This window comes from Thalassovita taeanensis (assembly GCF_900110775.1).
In the GTDB taxonomy this organism is placed as follows: domain Bacteria; phylum Pseudomonadota; class Alphaproteobacteria; order Rhodobacterales; family Rhodobacteraceae; genus Litorimicrobium; species Litorimicrobium taeanense.
In genome coordinates, this window is record NZ_FOEP01000005.1 from 179,131 (window position 1) to 197,648 (window position 18,518).

At 63.0% G+C, this 18,518-nt stretch carries 18 protein-coding genes; 9 read left to right on the top strand and 9 right to left on the bottom strand.

Features of this window, described 5'->3' with window-relative positions:
• Positions 1 to 97 precede the first annotated feature (97 nt).
• The 4 genes from BSF79_RS09365 to folP all read left to right on the top strand — a co-directional run bounded on the left by BSF79_RS09365 (position 98) and on the right by folP (position 5,525).
• A complete protein-coding gene (locus BSF79_RS09365; RefSeq protein ID WP_090269630.1) occupies positions 98 to 2,653 on the top strand; it encodes a putative PEP-binding protein in 2,556 nt (851 codons plus the stop codon).
• 172 nt (positions 2,654 to 2,825) lie between these two features.
• Complete coding sequence (locus tag BSF79_RS09370; protein ID WP_425443235.1) at positions 2,826 to 3,446, top strand: cell wall hydrolase; 621 nt, start codon at positions 2,826 to 2,828, stop codon at positions 3,444 to 3,446.
• A 103-nt stretch (positions 3,447 to 3,549) separates the two neighbouring features.
• Entirely contained in the window at positions 3,550 to 4,470 is a 921-nt protein-coding gene (locus tag BSF79_RS09375) for a dihydroneopterin aldolase (RefSeq protein WP_090269631.1), read from the top strand.
• 38 nt (positions 4,471 to 4,508) lie between these two features.
• The gene (gene folP / locus BSF79_RS09380) at positions 4,509 to 5,525 is read left to right on the top strand and encodes a dihydropteroate synthase (RefSeq protein ID WP_090269632.1); all 1,017 of its coding nucleotides are present in this window, start codon (positions 4,509 to 4,511) and stop codon (positions 5,523 to 5,525) included.
• Here the strand turns inward: folP and BSF79_RS09385 are convergent.
• Together BSF79_RS09385 and ilvC are read right to left on the bottom strand one after the other, a co-directional pair.
• Positions 5,515 to 6,390 (bottom strand): DMT family transporter, encoded by an 876-nt coding sequence (locus BSF79_RS09385; protein ID WP_090269710.1) that lies wholly within the window; start codon positions 6,388 to 6,390, stop codon positions 5,515 to 5,517. The genes folP and BSF79_RS09385 overlap by 11 nt on opposite strands.
• 125 nt (positions 6,391 to 6,515) lie before the next feature.
• On the bottom strand, positions 6,516 to 7,538 hold the full coding sequence (gene ilvC, locus BSF79_RS09390) for a ketol-acid reductoisomerase (protein WP_090269633.1): 1,023 nt from the start codon (positions 7,536 to 7,538) through the stop codon (positions 6,516 to 6,518).
• A 132-nt stretch (positions 7,539 to 7,670) separates the two neighbouring features.
• On the opposite strand from ilvC, the gene BSF79_RS09395 reads away from it, so the two are divergent.
• Positions 7,671 to 8,126 (top strand): Lrp/AsnC family transcriptional regulator, encoded by a 456-nt coding sequence (locus BSF79_RS09395; RefSeq protein WP_090269634.1) that lies wholly within the window; start codon positions 7,671 to 7,673, stop codon positions 8,124 to 8,126.
• Positions 8,123 to 8,578, top strand: a complete 456-nt coding sequence (locus BSF79_RS09400) for an Lrp/AsnC family transcriptional regulator (protein WP_090269635.1) — start codon at positions 8,123 to 8,125, stop codon at positions 8,576 to 8,578. The genes BSF79_RS09395 and BSF79_RS09400 overlap by 4 nt, the downstream gene beginning before the upstream one ends.
• Positions 8,579 to 8,605: 27 nt before the next feature.
• Here the strand turns inward: BSF79_RS09400 and BSF79_RS09405 are convergent, their stop codons facing one another.
• Positions 8,606 to 9,709 (bottom strand): Hint domain-containing protein, encoded by a 1,104-nt coding sequence (locus BSF79_RS09405; RefSeq protein WP_090269636.1) that lies wholly within the window; start codon positions 9,707 to 9,709, stop codon positions 8,606 to 8,608.
• Positions 9,710 to 9,921: 212 nt separating this feature from the next.
• On the opposite strand from BSF79_RS09405, the gene BSF79_RS09410 reads away from it, so the two are divergent.
• Positions 9,922 to 11,049, top strand: a complete 1,128-nt coding sequence (locus tag BSF79_RS09410) for an aminotransferase class V-fold PLP-dependent enzyme (protein ID WP_090269711.1) — start codon at positions 9,922 to 9,924, stop codon at positions 11,047 to 11,049.
• A 72-nt stretch (positions 11,050 to 11,121) separates the two neighbouring features.
• On the opposite strand, the gene BSF79_RS09415 is transcribed toward BSF79_RS09410, so the two are convergent.
• The 3 genes from BSF79_RS09415 to BSF79_RS09425 all read right to left on the bottom strand — a co-directional run bounded on the left by BSF79_RS09415 (position 11,122) and on the right by BSF79_RS09425 (position 13,344).
• Positions 11,122 to 12,327, bottom strand: coding sequence for a UbiH/UbiF family hydroxylase (locus tag BSF79_RS09415; RefSeq protein ID WP_090269637.1), 1,206 nt, complete (start codon positions 12,325 to 12,327; stop codon positions 11,122 to 11,124).
• A 62-nt stretch (positions 12,328 to 12,389) separates the two neighbouring features.
• Positions 12,390 to 12,608 (bottom strand): hypothetical protein, encoded by a 219-nt coding sequence (locus BSF79_RS09420; protein ID WP_090269638.1) that lies wholly within the window; start codon positions 12,606 to 12,608, stop codon positions 12,390 to 12,392.
• Positions 12,609 to 12,699: 91 nt separating this feature from the next.
• Positions 12,700 to 13,344, bottom strand: a complete 645-nt coding sequence (locus tag BSF79_RS09425) for a pyrimidine 5'-nucleotidase (protein ID WP_090269639.1) — start codon at positions 13,342 to 13,344, stop codon at positions 12,700 to 12,702.
• A 105-nt stretch (positions 13,345 to 13,449) separates the two neighbouring features.
• Here BSF79_RS09425 and BSF79_RS09430 point away from each other — a divergent pair, with 105 nt between their 5' ends.
• On the top strand, positions 13,450 to 14,103 hold the full coding sequence (locus tag BSF79_RS09430; protein WP_090269640.1) for a GntR family transcriptional regulator: 654 nt from the start codon (positions 13,450 to 13,452) through the stop codon (positions 14,101 to 14,103).
• On the opposite strand, the gene BSF79_RS09435 is transcribed toward BSF79_RS09430, so the two are convergent.
• Positions 14,044 to 15,960 carry a glycosyltransferase gene (locus BSF79_RS09435; RefSeq protein ID WP_245776365.1) on the bottom strand — a complete coding sequence of 639 codons (1,917 nt, stop codon included), beginning with the start codon at positions 15,958 to 15,960 and terminating at the stop codon, positions 14,044 to 14,046. The two genes, BSF79_RS09430 and BSF79_RS09435, sit on opposite strands and share 60 nt — an antisense overlap.
• A gap of 81 nt (positions 15,961 to 16,041) precedes the next feature.
• Entirely contained in the window at positions 16,042 to 17,205 is a 1,164-nt protein-coding gene (carA, locus tag BSF79_RS09440) for a glutamine-hydrolyzing carbamoyl-phosphate synthase small subunit (protein ID WP_090269641.1), read from the bottom strand.
• Between the two features lie 196 nt (positions 17,206 to 17,401).
• Here carA and BSF79_RS09445 point away from each other — a divergent pair, with 196 nt between their 5' ends.
• Entirely contained in the window at positions 17,402 to 17,860 is a 459-nt protein-coding gene (locus BSF79_RS09445; protein ID WP_090269642.1) for a GatB/YqeY domain-containing protein, read from the top strand.
• Between the two features lie 76 nt (positions 17,861 to 17,936).
• On the opposite strand, the gene BSF79_RS09450 is transcribed toward BSF79_RS09445, so the two are convergent.
• The gene (locus tag BSF79_RS09450) at positions 17,937 to 18,449 is read right to left on the bottom strand and encodes a DUF2244 domain-containing protein (RefSeq protein WP_090269643.1); all 513 of its coding nucleotides are present in this window, start codon (positions 18,447 to 18,449) and stop codon (positions 17,937 to 17,939) included.
• Positions 18,450 to 18,518: the final 69 nt, after the last annotated feature.

Below are 18,518 nucleotides of genomic sequence, written 5' to 3' on the forward strand. Positions count from 1 at the left end.
CAGTCCGCAGGCCCGCCTTTGTCGCGGCCTGCGTGCTGTTTTCCTTGCCAAGGGGCGGATCAGGCGTATTCTGCGGCAACCAGAAGAAGGTGCCGCAGTGCAGCAAGATAACCCCGACATCACCCTGATCACCCAAACGGCCCCCGTCGCGGCCACAACCCACGGCGGGCGGGCCAAATGCCTGCAACGTCTGGTCCGGCTGAATTTGCCGGTGCCCAAGACGGTCGCGCTCAGCTTTGATGCGGTGCACCGGATTGCGGGCGGGGAAATGCCGGACATGCAGGTGCTGCTTGAGCCGTTCGGACCTGCGCCGCTGTTGTGCGTGCGCCCGTCGTCGGAAGACCCTGATTGGGGCGGGCCGGGGGCGGTGCTGAACGTCGGGATCAACGATGCGCGGTATCTGAAGCTGTCGCAGACCTTGGGGTTGCGGGCGGCGGCATCGATTTATCTGCGGTTTGTGCAGTCTTTTGCGATCCATGTTGCACGGCTTGACCCGGACATGTTCGAGGACGTGGCGCTGGATGGTCCTGAGGGGCTGGCCGAGGTGTTGCGCGTCTATGAGGACGAAACCGAAGAGCCGTTTCCGCAGGATCCGGCGGTGCAGCTGGCCGAGGTTCTGCGCTCGATGGCGCGCGCCTGGGAGGGCACGACCGCACGGCTGTTGCGTCAGGCCAAGGGCGCGCCGGCCGATGCCGGGCTGGGCTTGGTGGTGCAGGAAATGGCGCTGGGTCTGGGGCAGGGGCAGGGCGAATGTGGCTCTGGCGTGATCCAGCTGGTGGATTCAAAGACCGGTCTGCCGCAAATCACCGGGCGGTACTTGTCGCAATCGCAGGGCCGTGATGCGCTGGAAGGCGACGCGTCGTTGTTTCTGGAGCGCGATCCGCGTGGGCCATCCCTGCAAGAGCTGGAGCCGGAGGGGTTTGATCAGTTGATTGCCCATACGCGGTTGATGCGGCAACGCCTGCGCGAGGAAATGCAGGCCGAATTCACCATCGAAAACGGTCAGGTGCACGTGCTGGACGGGGTGCGGGTGGCGCGCAATGCGCGTGCTGCGGTGCGGATCGCTGTGTCGTTGGCCGAAGACGGGATTATCTCTCGGGATGACGCGTTGATGCGGATTGAACCGCGATCAATGAACGAATTGCTGCACCGCCAGATCGACCCGGATGCCCCGCGCGACCGATTGGCGCGTGGGATCGCGGCCAGCCCCGGTGCGGCCAGTGGTCGGATCGTGTTTTCCGCCGCCGAGGCGCAGGCCAGTGCCGCGCGCGGCGAGCCTTGTATTCTGGTGCGCCGCGAAACCTCGCCCGAGGATATTCGCGGGATGCACGCCGCCGTTGCCGTTCTGACCGAACGCGGCGGCATGACCAGCCACGCGGCCGTGATCGGGCGCGGCATGGGGCTGCCTTGCGTTGTGGGGGCGTCCTCGCTGAGTTTTCAGCCGCGCCGCAAAACGTTGATGGTGCCGGACGGGCGCGAGTTTCGCGCCGGTGACATCATCACAGTCGATGGCACCAACGGCGAGGTTCTGGCCGGGGAACCGGCGATGCTGGAGGCGGCGCAGGGCGATGCGTTCCAGACGCTGATGGGCTGGGCCGACGAGGTGCGCGACATTGGGGTGCGCGCCAACGCCGACACGCCCGCCGACGCCCAGACCGCGCGCAATTTCAACGCGCAGGGCATCGGGCTGTGCCGGACCGAGCATATGTTCTTTGAAGCCGACCGCCTGACAGTGATGCGCGAGATGATCTTTGCCGATGACGGCGATGACCGCCGGGCGGCGCTTGATCGCCTGCTTCCGATGCAACGCGCTGACTTCATTGAGCTGTTCCGTATCATGCAGGGGCAACCCGTGTGCATCCGGCTGTTCGATCCGCCGCTTCACGAATTCCTGCCCTCGGATCGCGCCGGGCATCGGGAACTGGCCGAGGCGCTGGATCTGCCGCTGTCGGATGTGACCCGCCGGGTCGAGGCGCTGAGCGAATATAACCCGATGCTGGGGATGCGCGGTGTCCGTCTGGGGATCACCATGCCCGAGATTTACGACATGCAGGCGCGTGCGATTTTCGAGGCGACGATCGAGGCCAGCAAGGATGGCGCGCCGGTTGTGCCGGAAATCATGATCCCGCTGGTCAGCGCCAAGCGCGAGGTCGAGCTGGTCAAGACCCGGATCGATGCCGCCGCCGCCGCCGTGCGCAACGAAACCGGGCGTGATTTCACCTTCCGGCTGGGGGTGATGGTGGAAACGCCACGCGCCGCCCTGCGCGCGGCCGAGATCGCACAGCATTCATCGTTCCTGTCCTTCGGCACCAATGATCTGACGCAGATGACCTATGGCTTGTCGCGCGACGATGCGGGGCGGTTCATGTCAACCTATGTGCAGCAGGGGGTGTTCCCCGAGGACCCGTTCCACCAGTTGGATATCGAAGGCGTTGGTGAATTGTTGCAGATCGGCGCCGAGCGTGGCCGCGAGGCGCGCCCCGATCTGGTGCTGTCGATTTGCGGCGAGCATGGCGGCAACCCCGAATCAATCGCCTTCTGTCGGGCGGCGGGGTTCAACTATGTGTCGTGTTCGCCGTTCCGGGTGCCCGTTGCCCGGCTGGCGGCAGCGCAGTTTGCTGTGCTGGATAAAATGAACGGAAAATCCACTTAAATTACTGCAATATTTACAAAATTGTCATATTCCTAGCGAAGGCTCCGAGGGGGAAAGTGGCGCGGTTTGGCTCAAAAAACGGGCACTGTCTGGACGGAAACCCGGTTTTTGGCTATGTGCCCGGTGGCTGGGACGATCAAATGGGATCGCGACGGCAAGGAGAACCCTTGATATGCGTATCGCAATTGCATTTGTTGTCGGCCTGATGATGGCCTTTCCCGCTGTGGCGGATACCCCTGTGAACCAGGTGTTGAAGCAGGAAAAGCGTGGCCTTTTCGGGATGCCAGCCGAGCGGATCGACAGCCTGCTGCACCCCTCGCAGAAGGGCGCGACGCAGATCAGCTATAGCCGCGAATGGCTGGCCAGCCTGCCGAAGGCCAAGGGCGGCGACGCTTGGCGGTGTCTGGCCGAGGCGCTGTATTTCGAAGCGCGCGGCGAAAGCGTCAAGGGACAGTTCGCGGTCGCCGAAGTGATCATGAACCGGGTCGACAGCCCGCGCTTTCCCGATACGGTGTGTGCTGTGATCAATCAGGGCACCGGGCGCAAATATGCCTGTCAGTTCACCTATACCTGCGATGGCAAGCAAGAGGTGATCGCCGAACCTCGCGCCTATCAGCGGGTTGCGAAGGTTGCCAAGCTGATGGTGAATGGCGCGCCGCGTGTGCTGACCGATGGCGCGACGTATTATCACACGACCGCGGTTCGCCCGAAATGGTCGCGTAAATTCGCCCGTACGACAACAATCGGCGTGCATCAGTTCTATCGTCACCCGACCCAGCTGTCGCAGAACTGACGGTTTCGCCCGGTCTTTTGCCGCTGACGGTCTTGCCGGGCGGGGAACTGCCGCTAGGGTGCCCCCACGCAATGACGCGCACCCCTCTGTGCCGGAGATCGTGATGAGCAATGAAATCGAATGGGCATTCGCCCACCCGTCTGAACGGTCCGAGGGCACAGCCCCCGACAGGCCGCTGGACCGTATTTCGCTGCGTGATCATATTGTCGAGGTCGAGATCGGCGCCTTTCAGGCCGAGCGTGGCACGACACAGCGGATCTGTTTCAACATCGTGGTTGAAGTGCGCCCGCTGGCGGCCTCGGCCGAGGATGATGTGGACCGCATCCTGTCCTATGACCGCGTGACCGAGGCGATTGCGCATGAGCTGGCGGCCGAGCGTCTGAACCTGTTGGAAACTCTGGCCGAGCGGGTCGCCGGGCGTATTCTGGCCGAACCGCAGGCCGAGCGGGTCTTTGTGCGGATCGAAAAGCTGGATCGTGGTCCCGGCGCGCTGGGGGTCGAGATCGTGCGCGCCCGCATGCCGACAGCGGGGCGTGCCGCGACCGAAGATCGCCCGCACCCGCAGGTGGTTTACCTGTCGAATGTCGCCATTGCCTCGCCGCATCTGACCCAGTGGCTGGATCAGTTGCAGGCCGAGCACCGACCCACGATCCTGTGTGTCGGGGCACCCGACTGCCCCGCGCCGCACAGCTCAGCCGCGCTGGCGCAGCGCCGGATTGATCTGTTGGCGATTGAACAGAATGCCTGGGTTCTGGCCGGGCGCGACAAGCGCTGTGTCGTGGTCAACTCCCGAACCGAGCTGGACTGGTCGATGAAAAACGATCAGATCAGCGTTTGGGCGCCCTCGAAGATCGTGCTGGATGCGGTGGACGGGCCGTCGGCGCAGCCGGGCGATGCGCTGGCGCTGGTGCTGTGGTTCGCGCGGGAAATGCAGGCGGCGGATATGCTGGTGATCGGTGAAAGCCTGCCGGATGCTGCGGATTTGCCGCTGCGCGCGGTGGCATCGGATGTGCGGGTGCTCTGAGCCTTGCCAAGACTGCGCCAATTGGCCATTCCTGCCGCATGACACATTATTACCGCCCGCTGATTCAGACCGACCCCTGCCGCCCCGCTGATGCCGTAACTTTGGCCGGTGGATGGGCGTGGTTTTCACAGGTCGAGCAGATCACGCGCGGCGGCGAGGCGCAGGTGATCCCGGCGGCCGAGGTGCCCGCGCAGGTGCTGTCACGCCTGACCGAACCGCGCGCGGACGTGGCCGGATTGCAGATGACCCGGCCGCAGGTGATGGGCATTTTGAATGTCACCCCCGACAGCTTCTCGGATGGTGGCGCGCATGATGCGCCGGATCTGGCGCTGGCGCATGCGCGCGACATGGTGCTTGCGGGGGCGGATATCATCGACGTGGGCGGCGAAAGCACCCGGCCCGGTGCGGCGGAAGTTGCGGTCGATGTTGAAATTGCCCGCACCGCCCCGGTGATCGCCGCGATCCGGGCCGCTTTGCCGGTGCCGATCTCGATTGATACGCGCAAGGCCGGGGTGGCGCGGGCCGCCGTTGCGGCGGGGGCAGATCTGGTGAACGATGTGGCGGGGTTTACCTTTGACCCCGATCTGGCGCCTTTGTGTGCCAAGCAGGGCCTGCCGGTCTGTGTGATGCATGCGCAGGGGGATCCGCAAACCATGCAGATGGACCCGCGCTATGATGATGTGCTGCTGGACGTTTATGATTTTCTAGAGGCGCGGGTTGCGGCGTTGGAAGCGACGGGTATTCCGCGCAGCCGGATTCTGACCGATCCGGGGATCGGATTTGGCAAGTCGGTGGACCACAACCTGACGCTTCTGGCGCGAATTGGGCTGTTTCACGCGCTAGGGTGCCCGATTCTGTTGGGGGTATCGCGCAAGAAATTCATCGGAACGCTGGGCAATGCGCCCGAGCCGCGCGATCGTGCGGCGGGTTCGGTGGCCGTCGCGCTGGCGGCGGTGGCGCAGGGGGTGCAGGTGGTGCGGGTGCACGACGTGTTCGAAACACGCTCGGCGCTGAGCCTGTGGCAGGCGGCGGTGCGCGGGCAGGTTACGCCCTGAAGAACAGCCGCTTCAACGCGCCATATTGGCTGAGCGCCACGCCGCACAGGATCAGCACCAGCGCCCAAAGCAGCGAGGGCGGCAGAGGTTCACCCAACAAGATCGCACCAAGCGTCACGGACCAGACCGGCACCTGATAATTTGTCAGGCTCATGAATACCGGCCCGGCGCTGCGGATCACCAGAACCCGGATCAGGTTGGCTGCGGCTGTTGGGACTAGCCCCAGAAACGCCAGTATTCCAAGGGTTTGCGCCGAGACCGCAGGCGGCGCGCCTTCGACCGACAGGGCCATTGGCAGCACCACGCCGGTGCCAATCAGCATCAATATCGTGGCCAGCCCGACCGGGTCCACCGGCGGCAGCCGCCGCATCAGGACCGAGCTGAGCGCATAGCAGCAGGCAGCGCCAAGGCAGGTCAAACGCCCAGCCAGCTCTAACCCGTGGCCGGTGCTGTCAAACGCCTGTGTGCCAAGCAACACCACAACGCCCGCAAAGCCGATCAGAAAGCCGCAGATCCGGCGCAGGGTCAGCCGCTCGCCGGGGACAAGGAAATGCGCCAGCGGCAGAACGATCAGCGCCACAGCCGCCATCGACACCCCGGCAAAGCCGGAGGTGACATATTGCTGGCCCCAACTGAGCAGCATGAAAGGGATAGCAGAGCTGAGCAGGCCGATGGCCATCAGCGGTGCCCATCCGCGCGCCTCGCTCAGCCACAGTTTTCCGCCGCGCAGGGCCCAGACGCCGCTCATCAGCAGGGCGGCAAAGCCGATGCGTGCGGCAGCCAGCCAGAAGGGCGTGATGCCCTGCAAGCCCAGTTCGATCACCAGAAAGGTGCCGCCCCAGACAAACCCCAGCGCCGCAACCATGGCCCAACTGGCACGTGTGATCTGTGGTTCCACGGTTTTCAATCCTTGAAGGGCAAAAGACCCCGGCACCGGGCCGGGGTCAATCGCAGGTCCGTCAGGGGGCGGGCAACCCGCCCGCCGCCCACTCAGTTCTTGGCTTTGTCGACCATTTTGCCGGCAGAAATCCACGGCATCATGCCGCGCAGTTTCTCGCCAACCTGTTCGATCTGGTGCTCGTCGTTGATGCGACGGGTCGCTTTGAACGACGGCTGACCAACAGCGTTTTCCAGCATGAAGTCACGCACGAATTTGCCGGTCTGAATGTCGGTCAGAACGTCTTTCATCGCTTTCTTGGTCTGCTCATACGGCAGAATGCGCGGGCCGGAAACATACTCGCCATACTCGGCAGTGTTCGAGATCGAGTAGTTCATGTTGGCGATGCCGCCTTCATAAATCAGGTCAACGATCAGCTTGGTTTCGTGCAGGCACTCGAAATAGGCCATTTCGGGCTCGTAGCCAGCTTCGACCAGAGTTTCAAAGCCCATGCGGATCAGTTCAACGATACCGCCGCACAGAACGGCCTGCTCGCCGAACAGGTCGGTTTCGCACTCTTCGCGGAAGTTGGTCTCGATGATACCCGAACGCCCGCCACCGATGGCCGAGCAATAGGACAGGCCGATTTCCAGCGCCTTGCCGGATGCGTCCTGATCCACGGCCACCAGGCAGGGCACGCCGCCGCCTTTGGTATATTCGCCGCGCACGGTGTGGCCGGGGCCTTTGGGGGCCATCATGATGACGTCAACGCCGGGCTTCGGTTCGATCAGGCCGAAGTGCACGTTCAGGCCGTGGGCAAACGCGATGGCTGCGCCGTCCTTCAGGTTGTCATGCACATATTTCTTATAGGTTTCGGCCTGCAGTTCATCGGGCATGGTGAACATGATCAGGTCGCACCAGGCGGCTGCCTCGGCGATGCCCATGACCTTCAGGCCTTCGCCTTCGGCTTTGGCGGCGCTGGCCGAACCTTCGCGCAGAGCGACGACAAGGTTCTTGGCACCGGAATCGCGCAGGTTCAGCGCGTGGGCGTGGCCCTGGCTGCCATAGCCCAGAATGGCGACCTTTTTGTCTTTGATCAGGTTAATGTCGCAATCGCGATCGTAGTAAACGCGCATCGGGCGCTCCTTCCTTGGTGTTGTTCTGTCGGGTAAAATAGCGATCTATGCCGTATATGGTTTTCAAAAATTGAACTATCTTCATCAATCATGTAGAAAACATTCGTGATACAGGGATGTAAGGTGAAATCCATGCTTGACGATACGGACCGGCGGTTGCTCAGACAGTTTCAGGCTGATCCGAACCTGTCCACGGCCGAGCTGGCGGAAAAGGCGGGGATCACGCAGGCGACGTGCTGGCGCAGGCTGGAACGGTTGCAGGCGCGCGGCGTCTTGCGGGGGCAGCAGGCGCTGATCGACTGGCGCGCGTTAGGTTACGAGGTCGAGGTGTCGCTGCGGGTGACGCTGGACAAGACCCAACCGCGCGCCTTCGATGACTTTCTGGCCGCCGCGCGCGAGGTGCCAGAGGTGCTGGAGATCCAGACCTTTCTGGGGCAGGTCGACGTGCGCCTGTCGGTCATCGCGCGCGATATGGCGCATTATCAGCAGGTCTATCGCAGCCAAATCCTGACCCTGCCGCATATTTCCGATCTGGATGCGCTGATGCATGTGGCGCGGATCAAAGAAGATCAGGTGTTGCCGGTATGATCGAGCTGGACGAACTGGATCGCAAGGTACTGCGGGCGCTGCAAGAGGATGCAACGCTCAGCGCCGGGGCACTTGGCCGCCGGATTGGCCTGTCGCAGCCCGCAACCTGGCGGCGCATCAAGCGGTTGCAGGAGGAGGGGGCGATCAAAGGCCGCCGCCTGATGCTGGACCGCGAAAAGCTGGGGTTTGGGGTGACGGTGTTCCTTGGGGTCAAGCTGGCGACCAAGGGCCGCGTCAGCCTTGAGGATTTCGAACGCGCCGTCAGCGCCATCCCCGAGGTGCAGACCGTCGAACATATTCTGGGCTTGTATGATTACCGCCTGCGCGTTGTCGCACGCGACATTCCCGATTTCGAGCGCGTGCTGCGCCGCCGGGTCATGACCCTGCCGGGCGTCGGCAACGTCGAGGCCAACGTGCTGTTGTCCGAAGAGCGGCGCCCGGGGCCGATATAAGGCAGATCAGGTCGCGTGGTCGGCGGCTTAGGCAGACCGCCGCCAGACCGTGGCCTCGTCCCGGCTCAACTCATAGCGCGACAGGACGGCATTGGTCTGATCATGCTCAAGCTCGGGGAAAAGGCTCAGGATTTCGCCGCGCGCCTTTGCGGTGACCGCCCGCAGGCTTTGCTTGCCGGGATAAAGGCTTTCGGTCGGGCAAGCCTCGGCAAAGACGATCTGATGATCGTCAAACATGAAGTGGAAATAATCCACCTCGGCACAGGGGACGATGCGGATCGCATGGTCATCAACCAGATGTTTGGCCGCGACCAGAACGTCGCGCTCGCCAAACAGCAGCTCGGCTTTGGGGCCGCGGACCAGCATCCGGTGATTTTGCGATACCCATAGGTCGCGCATATTACCCAAGGCACCGGCGCGGATATGGACCGGCGCAAGCTTGTCAACGCCCGGCACCGGGCGCGACCCGATCCAGCGGATCGGCTGCAATCCGTTGTCCAGCGTTGAAACCAGATCGCCCACACGCAACGTCTCGACGGCCTTCGGGCCACGATCGGTCTCGATCCAGGTGCCGCGCGTCACGCAGATCGCGGCAAAGCCATTGTTATCCGAGGCGAAATACGCGTTTGCGACCTCGGTCGTTCCGGCATCGATCATGCCATCGTGGTCGAAATCGACATCGGTATAGCGCTCAATCCGGATCGGACCCGAGGCCAGATCGTTGGCAAGGTCATATTCCGGTGCAAGCAGCAGCTGATTGAACCGCGGCGCGCCCGGATCGCTAGAGACAAGAACGTTGGCGTTGAACCGCAGATAGGTGTCGCCCAGACCCGATACATCGCCCTGAATGCTCGCCGTCTGGCCGGGGTTCATCGGGCCATAGGTGTATTTCGGGATGTCGTTGAAATAGTCAGCCGCGTTGTCATAGACCACGATACCAGTGATTGCCGACGATCCAGTGACCTCGCCATTCGCGTCAGCATTGACCACGCTGAACACGACGATATCGTCATCCTCGAACGGAGCATTCCCGCTCATGATCTCGATATAACCACCATCGGCCGAGTTGGTGTTGACACTGGGGTTGTCGAGAATTGAAAATCCGTTGATAATCAGTGTTGTATCTGGCATATCCGCTCTGTCCGACAGGTTTACCTGTCTTCTGTGGTCTTGGCTGTTACTGTCCCATACCTCAGTTTGGTGCTTTGCGCCATGGGAGGGCAGATTTACCTTGGGTCATTATTTAGCCACCGGCAAACTGTGACATAGCGCGCCGCGCGCTTGCACATAAATCGGGCTATGCTACATCCTTGAGGAACGGAATGAAGCAAAGGTCAAAGAACATGGCGGCGTTGCACAGCGATATCGATCCCGACGGTCTTCAGGAGTTTTCGGTGGTCTTCACCGACCGCTCGCTGAACCACATGTCGGCAGCTTTCCAGCAGGTGATGCGCGATGTGTCGGGACTGTTGAAAGACGTCTATAGCGCCGACGGCGTGGCCTTGGTGCCCGGTGGCGGCACCTACGGGATGGAGGCCGTGGCGCGGCAGTTCGGGCACGACGCCCACGCGCTGATTGTGCGCAACGGCTGGTTCTCCTATCGCTGGAGCCAGATTTTCGAAGCAGGCGGATTTGCCGCGCAAACCACCGTGTTCAAGGCTCGCCAGACCGGCAACGGCGTGCAGGCCCCCTTCGCGCCCGCCCCCATCGAAGACGTGGTCGCCGCGATCCTTGAGGCCAAGCCCGACGTGGTCTTTGCGCCGCATGTGGAAACCTCGGCAGGGCTGATCCTGCCCGACGACTATATCACCGCGCTGGCCGATGCCGCGCATCAGGTCGGCGCGCTAATGGTGCTGGATTGCATCGCCAGCGGCTGCATCTGGGTCGATATGGCCGCAACCGGCGTTGATGTGCTGATCTCGGCACCGCAAAAGGGCTGGTCGGCCTCGCCCTCGGCCGGGTTGGTGATGATGTCGGCCCGCGCGCTGGAACGGTTGGAGCAAACGACCTCTGACAGCTTCGCGCTGGACCTGAAAAAATGGCGGGCGATCATGGTGGCCTACGAAAACGGCCGCCATGCCTATCACGCCACGATGCCCACCGACGCGCTGCGCGCCTTCCGCGACACGATGCTTGAAACCCGCGACTATGGCTTTGAAAAACTGCGACAGGCGCAGTGGGATCTGGGCAATGGCGTGCGCGCGCTTCTGGCGGACAAGGGCGTCACATCGGTCGCCGCCGAAGGCTTCGGCGCGCCGGGCGTGGTGGTCAGCTATACCAGCGACCCCGATATCCAGAACGGCAAGAAATTCGCGGCCGAAGGCATGCAGATCGCCGCTGGTGTGCCACTGGCCTGTGACGAGCCTGAAGGCTTCATGACCTTCCGCCTCGGCCTGTTCGGGCTGGACAAACTCTATGACGTGCCCGCCACGTTGGGCCGCCTTCAGACCGTGCTCGACAAGGTTTTATAACCCACCCCAGTTTCTTTCTGACAAAAATACTCCCGCCGGAGGCGTCCGGCGGGGCCACGCGCGCCACGTTGATCACGCGCGCGCGCCCAACCCCATCTGCATCATCGTCCGGCGCACCGGGGCCAGCGCATAGATTGCATTCAACCCCATCGCCCGCATATCGCGCAGCGGTTGCGCCGACAGCATCGAGGCGCGGTTCAGCAGGTCAATCCCGGCCACGCGCGCCTGCACTTCGGTATGGCGACGGCGGTGGAACGCGTCCAGCATCTGCCGGTCACCCAACCGCTCGGGCGCGGCCTCGGCCAGTTCCAGCAGAACGCGCATATCTCCAAGGCTCATGTTCAGCCCCTGCGCCCCGATCGGCGGCACCACATGCGCGGCCTCGGCGATCAGCGCCACACGCTCGGCGGACATGCGTTCCGCCACCTGGCTGATGATCGGCCACGCGGTGCGCCGCGACGCCAGCGTCAGCGGGCCGAACAGGCTGCACGAGCGTTCGGTCATCGCCGCCTCGAACTCGGCCACCGGCAGCGCGGCAAGGCGCAAAACTTCGGGCCCGCTTTCCATCCAGACCACGGCCGAGGACGGCAGGCCATTGAAATCCGGCAGCGGCACCAGCGTGAACGGCCCACCCGAACGGTGGATCTCGGTCGAGACATTGCCATGTGGAATCGGATGGGTGACGGCAAAGGCCAGTGCCTTCTGGCCGTAACGGATGGTTTTGACCTTCACGCCCACGGCCTCGCGCACCGGCGAGGCGCGGCCATCGGCGGCGATCACCAGCCGACACCGGACCCTGCTGCCATCGCTCAGCCCGACACGGGCTTCGGCCTCGCGGGTAAAGACCGACCGCGTTCCGGTGCCGGGGCGAAATTCCACCGTGGGCAGTTCGGCCAGCCGCGCCACCATTTCACGCCGCAGCAGCCAGTTGGGCAGGTTCCAGCCAAACGGCAGATCCGAAGATATGTCTGAGGCGTTGAAATCCTTGACGATTCTCGGTTCTGGCAGTGGGCCGCCCGCATCGACGATCCGCATGACCTGCAACGGCGCCGCATGCGGCGCCAGCCGGTCCCACAGGCCCGCGCGCGCCAGAAGCGCCTGCGCCGGTTGCAGAAAGGCGGTTGTGCGCAGGTCCGATCCTTCGGCGTCGCGCTCGGTGATGGGGGGGGTTGGGTCCACGCACAACACGCTGAACCCGGCCGCGCCAAAAACCGCGGCTGCGGTCAACCCGGCGACACCGCCGCCGGACACCAGAATATCGACATTGGATTGCGGCATGGTTCGGCCCTCCTGGGTCCTTTACCTAGACCCATGCGAAGGCTGATCCAAGCGGCATCCTGTCACGTTCGGGAAATCATCAGCAGTACGACCCATATGACAGGCACGGCGGCGACAGCCGGCATATACAGTCCCGGCACGCCAAAGGCGAATATCGACAGCCCCCACAGCACGAGAAGCACCAGAACCACGAGCAGGATCAGCCCGTCCGGGGATTTGGAGGAAGTCGCCTTGTCTTTGGGGGCGGCATCGTGGGAAAGAGTCGGATCTGCGAGGGTCATTTCATTATCCTGTTAAGAGACTTGATGAGGTTCAGATAACATTCGCAAAGATGAATGAAAGATGCAGATTGCCGCAGCCCCGCCAATGACCCTAAATCAGCCGAGACAGGAAGGCGCTCAGGTCATCGGTGTGATGATGGATGTGCTCCGCCGCTTGTGGTTCGGGCGCGACGTGCACGGTCCGCATTCCCATCGCGTGGGGCGCGGACAGGTTGCGCGGGTCATCCTCGAACATCGCGGCCTTGTCGGTCGGCAACCCGTCTTGCGCGAATACTGCGACGAAGGCCTCGCGCTCGGGTTTGGGCAGAAACCCGGCATGCTCCACGCCGTACACCGCATCGAACAGCCCTGACAGGCCGCGCGCGGCAATCACCCGCTCGGCATAGGGGCCAGTGCCGTTGGTATAGACAATCTTGCGGCCGGGCAGGGCCCTGATATGGCTGGCCAGCGCGGCGTCCGCTTCCAGATGATCCAGTGAAATATCATGCACATGCGTCAGATAGGGCGCCGGATCGACATCATGTTCGCGCATCAGCCCCGCCAGCGTGGTGCCATAGCTGTGCCAGTAATGCTTGCGCAGATGGTCGGCCTTGGCCCGGTCGACCCCCAGCGCCTCCATCACATATTGTGTCATCTTGACCTCGATTTGATCAAACAGACGCGCTTGGGGTGGATAAAGCGTGTTATCCAGATCAAAGACCCAGTGCGTAACATGTGTGAAATCGGCTTTTGGCATGGTGGCACGCTAGTGTGGCGCGACGATTGGCGCAAGCCACATGGGGTTGATTGCGGAACGCGGCGGCGGATATTCTGCTGCGATTACGCGTTTGGGAGGCGAGCGATGAAAGAATTCAAACCGGTGCACAAGGATGCGTATACGCTCATTCTGGAAGCCATCGACACCGGCATTTACCGTCCCGGCGACCGTCTGGTGGAAAGCGAACTGGCGGATCGGTTCGGCGTGTCGCGCACCCCGATCCGTGAGGCGTTGCAGCGGCTGGAAACGCAGTCGTTGCTGGCCCGCGACGGGCGCAGCCTGATTGTGGCCTCGCTGGATCACAACCAGCTGAGCGAGCTTTACGTCGTGCGCTCGGAGCTGGAGGGGCTGGCCGCACGGCTGGCCGCGCGGCACGCCACCGCCGAGGAGGTCCGCGTGCTCAAGGATATGGTGGCCGAGGATCAGGCCCTGCTCGATAACCCCGCCGCGCTGGCGCGGGCCAACCGGCGGTTTCACAAGCAGATTCATCTGGCCTCGCACAACCGCTATCTTGTGCAGCAGTTGGACCTTGTGCACCGCTCAATGGCGTTGATGGCCACAACGTCGCTGGCCGCCGAAGGCCGTGGCGAGGTGGCGCTGGCCGAACATGCCGCAATCGTGGACGCAATCGAAAAACGTGACGAGGCGCAGGCCTATGCGGCGCTGAAAGAGCATATTTCAAAGGCCTTCATGACCCGGTTGAAGCTCGATTCCGCCCGCGCGCCCCTTCTGGGCTGAGCTTTCGGGCAGGGAATGGCCGTGCTGGGTCTTGTCCCAGTAAAACGGCTGAAACACCAGTTCGTACAGCGCCTTGTAGGCGGCAAAGACCCCCAGCGGGAAATAGAAATGCAGCGTCGGCACCCATTTCATCAAGTGCCGGTGCTTCGGGCCCGCAACCGCACTTAGCCCCGCGATCATGGTAAACCCTTCAACCGTCAGAAACAGCCATCCCGCCGCGCGAAGCAGTTCTGGCGTGACCACGCCGTTCAGCGGATGCGGCAGCCCCAGAAAGATCAGCCAGAACGACCACAGCAGCGGCGCCAGCAGGAACTGCGACAGGGCGGTGATGAAATGGGCCTGAAACCCCAGAAACCGCCAGACGCCAAGCTGCCGCAGCAGTTGCATCGGTGCCCGCATATGCACCAGATAGGTCACCATATAGCCCTTGAGCCAGCGCGAGCGCTGCTTGATCCACGGCACCGTTCGGCAATTCGCCTCCTCTCCGGTGGTGGTGGCAAGCATTTCCGTGCGGTACCCGTGGCGCGCCAGACGAAAGCCCAGATCCGCATCCTCGGTCACGTTATGCGCGTCCCAACCGCCCAGCTTTTCCAAGGCATCGCGGCGGAAAAACAGCGTCGTGCCGCCCAGTGGAATGGCAAACCCCAGCCGCGCCATGCCCGGCATCATCACCCGAAACCATGTCGCGTATTCAACGGTAAAGCAGCGCGCCAGCCAGTTGTGGCGCGGGTTGTAGTAATCCAGAACCCCCTGCAGGCAGACCATATCCGGCGGCGCATCAAGGAACCGCGCGGCGACGCGATCAATCTGGTCGGGGTCGGGGGCGTCTTCGGCATCATAGATCCCGATGATGTCGCCCCGGCAGAAATCCAGCGCATAATTCATCGCGCGCGGTTTGGTTTTCGGCGCACCATCCGGCACCACCACGATCCGCATCCAACTGGGCAGAACCGCGCCTTGCAGCGCGTCTTGGGTCAGGGTGTCTTTCTCCTCCAGCACCAGAACCACATCCAGCAGGGCATTGGGATAGGTCAGGCGTGACAGCCGCTGCACCAACGCGCGCGCGACCTCGCGTTCGCGGAACAACGGCACCAATATCGACACGCGCGGGCGCTTGCCCCGCGGCCCGGACATCGGCACATCCTCGGGTGTCGCCCGACGAAAAAGCGCCGGCACGAAGTGCGCAATCATCGAGGCGGATTTCATCACCGTCGCCACAATCAGCGTCATGCAGGTCCACAAAACGAGCGCAAGGAACGCATATTTCGGCGCATAGGCCGCCGCAGACGCAGCAACCGCGATCAAGGCCAGCGTTTTATACTGCCGCGCCCGTGGGTTCCTCCCCCAGCCACGGCAACTTTCGTGATCCGGCACGCGGGCCGAGGCCGCAGTGGTCAACTCATCGCGAAACTGCTGCGCGATGCAGGTCTGGATCGCCTGTTCGGTCGCCAGCACCGGCTGCAACATCTGCCAGTCCTGCGGCAGCACGGTCGCGTCGGTGTCAAAACTGTGGGGGCGACAGGTGGCGACATAGATCACGCCCCCTTCGCGCCACAGCGGCACAATGGCATGTTTGAGGCAAAGCCTCGGGTCGATATCGCGCAACAGATCAGGGTCGGGCTGCAGCGCGTCAGCGGCAAGATATTGCAGGCCCAGCCAATCCGCCAGCGCCGCCTGCGCGTCCTGCGGGCTCAGCACGCCATCAGCCACCAGACCATCGGCCAGCGTGCTGTCAGCATTGCACAGCCCGGCATTGGCCTGCAGTAACTGCGCCGGTACAAGGCACCCGCGATCAATCAGGTGTTGGCCAAAAGACCGATGCGTTTCCCGCAGAAATATGCGTTCGGCAATAGCCACAATATCCCGCCCTTAACCAATGGTTAGGGCGAGACTGTCACGCACAGGTTAATGTGCAGTTAAGGATGGGTTAACAAAGGCTTAACGCGCTTGTCTTTCGGCCATCGAGGCCGTGAAACGCTCGAACAGATAGAAGCTGTCCTGCGGGCCGGGGCTGGCTTCGGGGTGATATTGCACCGAAAACACCGGGCGATCGGCCATGCGGATCCCGCAGTTCGATCCGTCAAACAACGAGACATGCGTTTCCAGCACGCCCTTGGGAAGGGTCTGACTGTCGACGGCGAACCCGTGGTTCATGCTGGTGATTTCCACCTTGCCGGTGTCCAGATCCTTGACCGGGTGGTTGGCGCCGTGATGACCGTGGTTCATCTTGACGGTACGCGCACCCAGCGCCAGCGCCAGCATCTGGTGGCCAAGGCAGATGCCAAAGACCGGCAGATCGGTTTGATCCAGCACGCCGCGGATCATCGGCACGGCATATTGGCCGGTCGCCGAGGGGTCGCCGGGGCCGTTGGACAGGAATACACCGTCGGGAGTGTGGGCCAGAACCTCTTCTGTGGTGGCGCTGGCGGGCAGGACGGTCACGTCGCACCCGGCCGAGGCCAGACACCGCAGGATATTGCGCTTGGCACCGTAATCAATGGCGACAACCTTGAACTGCGGCGCTTCCTGCCGGGCATAGCCCTGCGGCCAGGCCCACCGCATTTCATCCCAGCGATAGGATTGCGCACATGTCACGTCTTTGGCCAGATCCATGCCGGTCAGCCCGGCAAAGGCGCGGGCGCGGGCAACCAGCGCCTCAAGATCGAAAACGCCATCGGGGTTGTGGGCCAATGCCGCATGCGGCGCGCCCTGCTGGCGGATCGCACGGGTCAGGCGGCGGGTATCGACGCCGCCAATGGCGATCCGGCCACGCCGCTCAAGCCAGGCGCTGAGCGTTTCGGTGGCGCGCCAGTTCGACGGCTCGGTCGGGTCCCATTTTACCACCATGCCTGCGGCGACAGGGTCGGCGGTTTCGTCATCCTCGGGGGTGACGCCGGTGTTGCCGATGTGGGGGAAGGTGAAGGTGACGATCTGCCCGGCATAGGACGGATCGGTCATGATCTCTTGGTACCCGGTCATGGCGGTGTTGAAGCACAGTTCGGCCTGTGTCTCGCCTGTGGCGCCAAATCCATTGCCGTAAAAGATCGTGCCGTCAGCCAGGGCAAGGCAGGCGGTTGGGCGAGGGTCGGGCTGATGGGCCATTTTGCGAGTCTCCGGGGCGGCAAATTTGCCGGAACCTACGGTCCGCGCCGGGTGGGGTCAAGGGGCGGTTCAGACAATGCCGGGATTGTTGGTGGCCTTGAAAACAAGGCCGTGACGCCGCGTTGGGGCAGGTTGTCAGCCGAGGCTGAATTGGATAGGGTCAACGGCTAACGGAAACCCTTGGGGATGGGACCACATGGATATGCGCGAACGGGTCAGTTCGGCCCTGAAACAGGCAATGCGGGACAAGGCAGTCGATCGCCTTTCCACGTTACGCCTGATCAATGCTGCAATTAAGGACCGCGACATCGCCGCGCGCGGTGAAGGGAATGACGAGGGTGTTGCCGATGGTGATATCCTTGCCATTCTGGGCAAGATGGCCAAGCAACGTCAGGAAAGCGCACGCGCCTATGAAGAAGGCGGGCGGCTGGATCTGGCCGAGCGTGAGCGGGCCGAGATCATCGTGATCGAGGAATTCCTGCCGCGTCAGTTGCAGGGCGACGAGGTGACCAAGGCCGTCGAGGCCGCAATTACCGCCGTCGGGGCCAGCTCGATCCGCGATATGGGCAAGGTCATGGCCGAGCTGAAGGGCAAATATACCGGGCAGATGGATTTCGGCACGGTTGGCCCGATGGTCAAAGGCAAGCTGAGCTGAGCAATTCGCCAGTGCAGGTTTAGGAAGGCGGCCTTCGGGCCGCCTTTTTGTTTGCCCGGGGCAGGGGCGCCCACCGTCAGGGGCGCGGCGTCTCAGGGTCGGCGATGGATTTCAGCTCCTCGGCCAGTTCGCCATAAAGCTGGCGGCGTTCGTCCTCGGACAGGAAGGCCCCGATTTCGACGGTGCGGCCATTGCCGGTCAGCGTCACATAATAGGGCACCGGCCCGCCGCTCATGTGCATCTCACTGCGCGCCCAATAGGTGTTGCAGGTCCAATCCTGCGTGTCGCCCTTGGGGTTGGTGCGGATCAGATGCGCGGTTTCGGGCGTCAGGGTCAGCACCTCCAACACCCGACCATCGCGATAGCTTCGCTCCAGCCCCCACCACAGCCCCGCGACCACAAGCATCAAAAACGGCAGCAACCCCCACAGAAAGACCGTGCCCAGCAGCGGATAGAGCGGAATGGTGATCAGGGTGAAGGTGGCCAGAATGACGACCGCAAAGCCTTTGCGGGGCAGGGAGCGGTGCGGCCAGAGCGTCAGCTGACGGCTGCGCGGCAGTGCCTGTGGCGAGGTCCATTGATAGGGCATGATCTGATCCCTTGAAGGGCACGCTGTCGGAGGGCAGGGGCCTCCGGCGGGGATATTTGGGAAATGTGA